The sequence below is a fragment of the Gluconacetobacter sp. genome, from assembly GCF_047721585.1.
Lineage (GTDB): Bacteria > Pseudomonadota > Alphaproteobacteria > Acetobacterales > Acetobacteraceae > Gluconacetobacter > Gluconacetobacter dulcium.
Genome location: NZ_JBDNXE010000013.1, coordinates 46,302 through 52,729, shown reverse-complemented (window position 1 = coordinate 52,729; position 6,428 = coordinate 46,302). Strand labels below are relative to the sequence as shown.

Below are 6,428 nucleotides of genomic sequence, written 5' to 3'. Positions count from 1 at the left end.
CCGTGGGGGTCGGGCCGGCCGGCCGCGCCCAGGCGCCGAAGGTGCGGCCGATCACGTCCTGTGCCTGCCGGGGTGTGACGTCGCCGACCACGACGATGGTGGTCAGGTCGGGCCGGTAGGCGCCGGCATAGAAGGCGCGGACGTCTTCGGCCTTCAGTGCCATGATCTTGCGCGGGTCGGGCTGGCGCAGCGTGGGGTCGCCGGCCGGCGAGACGGCGGCCTTGATCGCCCGGCCGAACAGGTAGTTCGGCGTGGTCAGCAGCCCGGCATAGGATTGGGCCGTCTGCATGCGCACGACCTGGAACGCACGGTCGGGCAGGGCCGGGTGCATTTCGTTATCGGCCAGCAGGCGCGTCGCCTTTTCGAAATCGGGTGTCAGTACCGATACGCTGAAGCCGGGGCCGGCGCTTTCGGTGGCGGCGATGTCGTCCAGCGCCTTCTGGAAGGCCAGCCGGTCGAGCGTCTGCGTGCCGTAGCTGAACAGGTTCTCGGTGATCGCGGCGATGCCGTCCTGGTCTTTCGGCTCCTGCATGTTCGCGTTCTGGCGGATCTGGCCGTAGACCGACACCGTGTGGCTGACATGCGCGGGGTGGACGATCAGCCGCAGCCCGTTGGGGTAGGTGAAGACGCTGGGCAGGCCGACCGGCGGCGGCAGGTTGACGGTCGAGAGGGCCTCGCGCGCCCAGTCGGGCAGGGCCACCGGGTGGTCGGGCGGGGTGGCGAAGGATTCGGAGCCGCCGAAGCCCTTGCCGGCGACGGGGTGGCCGGAATCCTCGGGGGTCAGCAGGGCGGTGACGGCCTGGTGGGGGTCGAGGATCTGTCTGGCCAGCCGGTTGACGTCCGCCACCGTGACGGCCTTGAGCGCGGTGCTCAGGGCGTCGGGCGAGTCGAGGCCCATGACCGCCAGCGCCTGCGACCAGGTTTCGGCCAGGCCGCTGATGCTGTTGGCGGAGAAGCCGAGCTGCGCCAGCTCCTTGCGGCGCGCGGCCTCGACCAGATCGGGCGGTACGCCCTTGTCGCGGATGGCGGCGATGATGCCGTTGATTTCCGCCAGCAGGGGGGCCGGGTCCTGGGTGCGGGGATAGGCCGCCACCGCGATGCCGATGCCGGCATTGGCCTTGGGCGCGAATTCGAAGCCGGCGAACAGCGCCTTGCCGGAGGGCACCAGATCATACAGCGCGCCGCGCTGGCTGGTCAGCACATCGGCCAGGATCTGCGCGGTGGCGTACTCTTTCGAGCGCAGGCCGGGCATGCGCCACGCGACCGTGGCCAGCCCGACCGGGTAGTCGGTGGGGAAATGCAGCGTCTGCCCGGTGACCGGGCCGGGCTGGACGGGCGTACGTGCGGGCAGCGTGCGGCTGGGGATGTCGCCGAAGATGGCCTTGACCCGTTCGATCGCGTGGTCGGGGTCCACATCGCCGGCGATGACCAGGATGGCGTTGTTGGGGGCGTACCACGCATCGTAGAAGCGGCGCAGCAGGGCGGCGTCGGTCTTGTCGAAGGAGGGGCGGGTGCCCAGCGCGTCGTGCTCGTAGGGCGTGCCGGCGAACAGGATGGATTGCAGGCGGGTCAGGTACTGGTAGCTGGGGCTGGACAGGTCGCGCGCCACCTCCTGCTCGATCGCGCCGCGTTCCTTCTCCCAGTCGGCATCGGCCAGCGTCAGTCCGCGCATGCGCAGCGCCTCGATGCGCAGCATCACGTCCAGATCTTCCGCCGGAGCCGTGTAGAAATACTGGGTGACGTTCTCGGTCGTATCGGCGTTGTAGCTGCCGCCCAGTCGTGCGCCGATGGCGGATAGCTGGTCCTTGTCCAGCCCGGCGCTGCCGCGGAACATCATGTGTTCCAGCGCGTGGGCGGTGCCGGGAAAGCCTTTCGGGGCTTCGCTGGAACCGACCAGATAATTGACCTCGGTCGTGACCACCGGGGCCAGGCGGTCGCGCACCACCACAACGCGCAGTCCGTTCGGCAGGGTGGCGCGAACGGCGGTATCGGCGACGGCCGTGGCTGGTGCCGCCACGGGCCGGGCGCCCGGAACATCGGCCCAGGCATGTGGCATGGCCATAAGGGCCAGGGAGAGGCTTAATGCGGTGGTGGCCAGTCTCGCGGTCATGATTCGCTGGTACTCCTGCTGATGCAGGCAGCGTAGACGCCAGATTTCAGTGTGGAAACCGTGAAGCGGCCATGCAGGAAACGCGACGGAAAAAGGAGGATGCGATGAGCGAAACCATGCCGGTTGCGGGAATGGACGAACGGGTCGGTCAGGTGATGGACGCGGCTGTGGCGCGCGGACGGCTGGTAGGCGCCACGGTGCTGGTGTCGGTGGATGGCAGAACGGTGGTGCGCCGTGCCGCCGGGCTGGCGGATCGCGCGGCGGATGAGCCCATGCGGCCGGATACGCTGGTGCGGCTGGCGTCGCTGACCAAGCCGGTGGTGACGGCCGTGGCCCTGGCGTTGGCCGAACGGGGGGCGCTGTCGCTGGACGATGCGGTGACACGCTTTCTGCCCGATTTTCGCCCTGCCTGTGCCGACGGATCGGTGCCGACGATCACGCTGCGGCATCTGCTGACGCATACGGCGGGCCTCTCATACAGCTTCGCCTTTCCGCGTGACGACAATCCTTATGCGAAAGCCGGAATCTCCGATGGCATTGCCGAGCCGGGCATGGCGTTGGAGGAGAATCTGGCGCGTCTGGCCTCGGTGCCGCTGCTGTTCGCGCCCGGCGAGGGCTGGGCCTATTCCCTGGCGCTCGATGTGATGGGGGGCGTGCTGGAACGCGCGGGTGATGCCGCGCTGCCGGATCTGGTGCAGCGGCATGTCGGCGCGAAGCTGGGTTGGAGGCATACCGGGTTCGCCGTGCCCGACCCCGCCTCGCTCTGCCCGCCTTATGCCGATGGCCGGCCGGCTCCGGTGGAGATGGGCGCGCGTTATGTGATGCCGCGCCAGTTGGGCGGCGGCAAGGTCAGCGAGATCGTGTTCGCGCCCGATCGGGTGCTGGACCCAGGCTCCTATCCGTCGGGCGGGGCCGGGATGGTCGGTACGGCCGAGGAGTTTCTGTCGTTTGTCGAGGCGTTGCGCGGTGGCGGTGGCCCCATCCTGTCACCGGACAGTGCCGCGCTGTTCGGGCGGAATGCCATCGGCGATCTGTCGATGGGGCCGATGAATGCCGGCATGGGATTCGCGATCGGTGCGGCCGTGGTCGAAGACCCGGCGCGGGCACGGACCCCGGTTTCGCGGGGCGGCTTCACCTGGGGGGGAGTGTACGGCCATCAATGGATCGCCGATCCGGCGCGCGGCGTGTCGATCGTGATGATCAGCAACACCGCGCTGGCGGGGATGGCGGGCGCCTATCCCGATGCGGTGCGGGATGCGGTCTATGGCGCGGGGTAGATCGGGCTAGGGGGTGGCCCGATCTTTCCATGCGGTCATGGCTTCCCGATAGTTCCGCGAGTCCCGCAACCGCCGCATGTAGGTGATGGGACGCCGGCTGGTGAGGGGCAGGGTCTGGTGCATCAGGCTGCCGCGCATGCCGCAATAGGATTTGCAGGTATTTTCGGCGTCTTCGATCAGCAGGTCCGGGCCGTGATGCGACAGGCTTAACGTGCAATGCGGCAGGGTCGGCAGCGGCGGCGGATTGGGGTCGTGATAGACGAGATGCGCCCCTTCGGCCCGGCCGACGCCCCAGATATCGCAGCTATGGCCGTTATAGAATTGCAGCGAGACCCGGATATAGGCGGCTTGCGCGCCGACCGGGACGATTTCGACGACATCGTCGCTCCAATACTCCTCGCCGCTGACCAGGCCATTGCGAAAATGCGTGCTGTAGCGTCCCGCGAAGGACTGGACCGTCGTTTCGGGAGGGGAAGATGCGTGAACCGCCGCGGGAAGGGCGGCGATCAGGCCGACGGTCGCAAGCATGAAGCGGAGGCCAGCCCTGGTCTTCATCGTTCCGTCTCCTGCGTTGGAGGTGACGAGTGTATCGGGCGAATGGCCGCCGTCCAGCGTGCGGAGGCAACGGGTAGGCACCATGCGCCGTGGGCGAAGGTGCCATACGTGGACGGGAGATGAGAATGCTATTGCGAACTATTATCAGTCGTGCTTGAAGGGACGGGCACGGAGATGAGACGTCTGATGTTTGTCTGTTCTTGCAATATGCTGACCGACCAGGATGTGAAACGCGCGGTTGACGAGGGGGCCACCCGCCCGCGCGAGATCTATGCCGCACAGGGATGCCGTGCGCAGTGCGGCAATTGCGTTCCGGGTGTGTTGTGCCTGCTGCGCCGGGCGCTTCAGGCGCGCAGCGAAATGGCGGCGTCGGAACCCTTGCCCGCGATGTGAGGGCCTGTCCGGCCCGATTGCGCATTTGCCTGCCGACCTCCGAAAAGGGGATGCGGCGGTGAAGCGGGCTTGATAAAAGATTGCGCATGTCTTTCGGTGACCGCATCAATCAGTTCGACGTCTGGCTGCTGGACCGCGTGTTCCAGCCATTTGCCGATCGCCTGCCCGAGCGGGTGCCGGCGATGGCGGTCGGGATGAGCTTTCAGCTTGGCGCCATCATGCTGTCGGCGGCGTCGATCATCGCGATGATCGTGATCGGGCACATGGCGCTCAGTGACGCGATGTTCAATGTGCTCGTCTGGTGCCTCGGTCTGGCCTTCTATGTGGGCATCAACCGGGTGCGGCCGATGGTCAGGCCAGGCCATATGAACCCGCTGCGGGTGATGCTGGCGGGCATGCGGCCGCTCTCGATCCCGTTTGCGATCTATGCGCTCTATCAGGGGGCGACGGCGCCGCCGCATTTCGAGATCGCGCTGTGGTTCAATTCGCTGGCCAATATCATCTTCGTCGCCGGGATCTACCTGATCTCCTGCGAGGTCCGGCCGCCGGGACACCGCCAGACCAGCCGTGTACGCTTCGGCCGCATGCAGGAACAGGGCAGCCTGTAGGCTCGCACACGGTCTATTGTTGTGCGTACAGCCGGTATGCGCTGGTGGAGAACGATTATTTCCGCGCCGGGCGAATGGTGCTGAAGGATGCCAGCCCCGTTGCCGCGAGGGCATCGGACGGCACGGCATTATTCGCGGCCACACCGACCCCGGATGGTTCGCTGAATGCCGAAGCCGGTCAGTGGGCCTGCGGCGCGGCGAAAGATGCGCTGTTCTGAACGGACCTAGAAGTCGATGCAGCGGCCTTTGACGGTCCAGTCGCCATAGCGCGTCGGCTGCTTTTCCTTGGGGCCGCCATATTCCTTGGCATCAGACGTGGTGGCCGTCGCGTCATCGGCCGGCGTGGCGGGCGAGGGGGTTTCGTTGTCGGTATCGGTGCTGGTCATGGCGCCAGCTTGGCCCGACTTTCGGCCGACGGCAAGAAACGGGCGTGTGATCGGTCAGGGTTTGTCGGGCGGCTTCATCCAGCGATCGCCGGCATGGCGGGAATGGGCGATGAAAAAGCCGATCAACCCGCCGATCGCCGCCGCCAGGGCCGCCAGTTGCAGCCCGGCGCCGATCAGCAGCATGAAGACGGGGCCGGCCGTCACCCCGACGGTGAAGGTCAGCAGGCTCTCGCGCAATGTCGGGCCGAAGCGCCGTTCCGCGCCGCAATGGGGGCAGATTTCCGCCGTGCCGCGAATGGTCTTGTGGCAGAACGGACATTGCTCGACGGTGCCGGCGATGGGTTCGATCATAAAGGGGCCTTCAGGTCGCCGGTGTGTCTATTGATGCTCGGACTCGGCGATCCGCTGCTGGGCGGCCATGCGCCATGGTGCGTCGGCCGGTGCGGCATCGAGCGCGCGGCGGAACAGGGCGGCGCTTTCCGGCGTCACCCGGCCGTCGGCCAGGGTCTGGGCCTCGGCGGCGCGCGCGGCGATTTCGGGGATGAACTGGATCGCGGTGGCCTGGCGCCAGGCTTCGGCCGCGGCCGCGTAATGGTTGCGCGCGGCCTCGGCCTGGCCCAGCAGCAGGAAACCCCGGAAGCGATTGGGATCGTCGGGCGACATGCGGCCCAGTCCGGCGCGCAATTCCGCCAGCAGCCCGTCATCGCGCTTGTCCTGCGCCTTCTGCGCCAGCAGGCGCGGGGCGAGGGGCTGCGCGGGCAATGACGGATGGCCGCACAGCAGATACAGCCCCGTCGCGCTGACGGGCAGCAGCAGCAGGCACGCCAGCACGATCGGGGTGGTGGCGGCGCGGCCGAGACCCCGCGTCGGCGCGGCGTCCGACGCCAGCAGCCGGCGCTGGATTTCCAGGCGCGCGCCTTCATGTTCGCTGTCGGCGATCAGGCCGGATTCCCGGTCGCGGTCCAGTTCGGCGAGTTGCGCACGCAACAGGACGAGGGCTGCTTCGCGTTCGTCCCGCAGGCGGGTGGTGCGGCGGAAGGCCAGGAAAGAAGGCAGCAGCACAACGGCGCTGAGCAGGAAAATGCCAATCCAGATCATC

9 protein-coding genes are annotated in these 6,428 nt (G+C 67.6%); 4 read left to right on the top strand and 5 right to left on the bottom strand.

Annotation, left to right across the window (positions count from 1 at the left end):
* Positions 1 to 2,110: M16 family metallopeptidase (locus ABF821_RS04650; protein WP_415529201.1), on the bottom strand; the 2,110-nt coding region annotated here is incomplete at its 3' end.
* A 104-nt stretch (positions 2,111 to 2,214) separates the two neighbouring features.
* Between ABF821_RS04650 and ABF821_RS04645 the strand changes: the two genes are divergently transcribed.
* Entirely contained in the window at positions 2,215 to 3,387 is a 1,173-nt protein-coding gene (locus ABF821_RS04645) for a serine hydrolase domain-containing protein (protein ID WP_415529200.1), read from the top strand.
* A 6-nt stretch (positions 3,388 to 3,393) separates the two neighbouring features.
* On the opposite strand, the gene ABF821_RS04640 is transcribed toward ABF821_RS04645, so the two are convergent.
* The gene (locus tag ABF821_RS04640) at positions 3,394 to 3,942 is read right to left on the bottom strand and encodes a hypothetical protein (protein WP_415529199.1); all 549 of its coding nucleotides are present in this window, start codon (positions 3,940 to 3,942) and stop codon (positions 3,394 to 3,396) included.
* Between the two features lie 186 nt (positions 3,943 to 4,128).
* On the opposite strand from ABF821_RS04640, the gene ABF821_RS04635 reads away from it, so the two are divergent.
* The 3 genes from ABF821_RS04635 to ABF821_RS04625 all read left to right on the top strand — a co-directional run bounded on the left by ABF821_RS04635 (position 4,129) and on the right by ABF821_RS04625 (position 5,161).
* Positions 4,129 to 4,335 (top strand): bacterioferritin-associated ferredoxin, encoded by a 207-nt coding sequence (locus ABF821_RS04635; protein WP_415529198.1) that lies wholly within the window; start codon positions 4,129 to 4,131, stop codon positions 4,333 to 4,335.
* 86 nt (positions 4,336 to 4,421) lie between these two features.
* Positions 4,422 to 4,943: a hypothetical protein gene (locus ABF821_RS04630; protein ID WP_182973408.1), complete on the top strand. Its 522-nt coding sequence runs from the start codon at positions 4,422 to 4,424 to the stop codon at positions 4,941 to 4,943.
* Between the two features lie 44 nt (positions 4,944 to 4,987).
* Complete coding sequence (locus ABF821_RS04625) at positions 4,988 to 5,161, top strand: hypothetical protein (protein ID WP_415529197.1); 174 nt, start codon at positions 4,988 to 4,990, stop codon at positions 5,159 to 5,161.
* Positions 5,162 to 5,167: 6 nt separating this feature from the next.
* On the opposite strand, the gene ABF821_RS04620 is transcribed toward ABF821_RS04625, so the two are convergent.
* Genes ABF821_RS04620 through ccmI form a run of 3 tightly spaced genes read right to left on the bottom strand, consistent with a single transcriptional unit; the run spans position 5,168 to position 6,427 of the window.
* On the bottom strand, positions 5,168 to 5,329 hold the full coding sequence (locus ABF821_RS04620) for a DUF1674 domain-containing protein (RefSeq protein ID WP_415529196.1): 162 nt from the start codon (positions 5,327 to 5,329) through the stop codon (positions 5,168 to 5,170).
* A gap of 54 nt (positions 5,330 to 5,383) precedes the next feature.
* Positions 5,384 to 5,680 carry a hypothetical protein gene (locus tag ABF821_RS04615; protein WP_415529195.1) on the bottom strand — a complete coding sequence of 99 codons (297 nt, stop codon included), beginning with the start codon at positions 5,678 to 5,680 and terminating at the stop codon, positions 5,384 to 5,386.
* A 27-nt stretch (positions 5,681 to 5,707) separates the two neighbouring features.
* On the bottom strand, positions 5,708 to 6,427 hold the full coding sequence (ccmI, locus tag ABF821_RS04610; RefSeq protein WP_182973434.1) for a c-type cytochrome biogenesis protein CcmI: 720 nt from the start codon (positions 6,425 to 6,427) through the stop codon (positions 5,708 to 5,710).
* Position 6,428 lies beyond the last annotated feature (1 nt).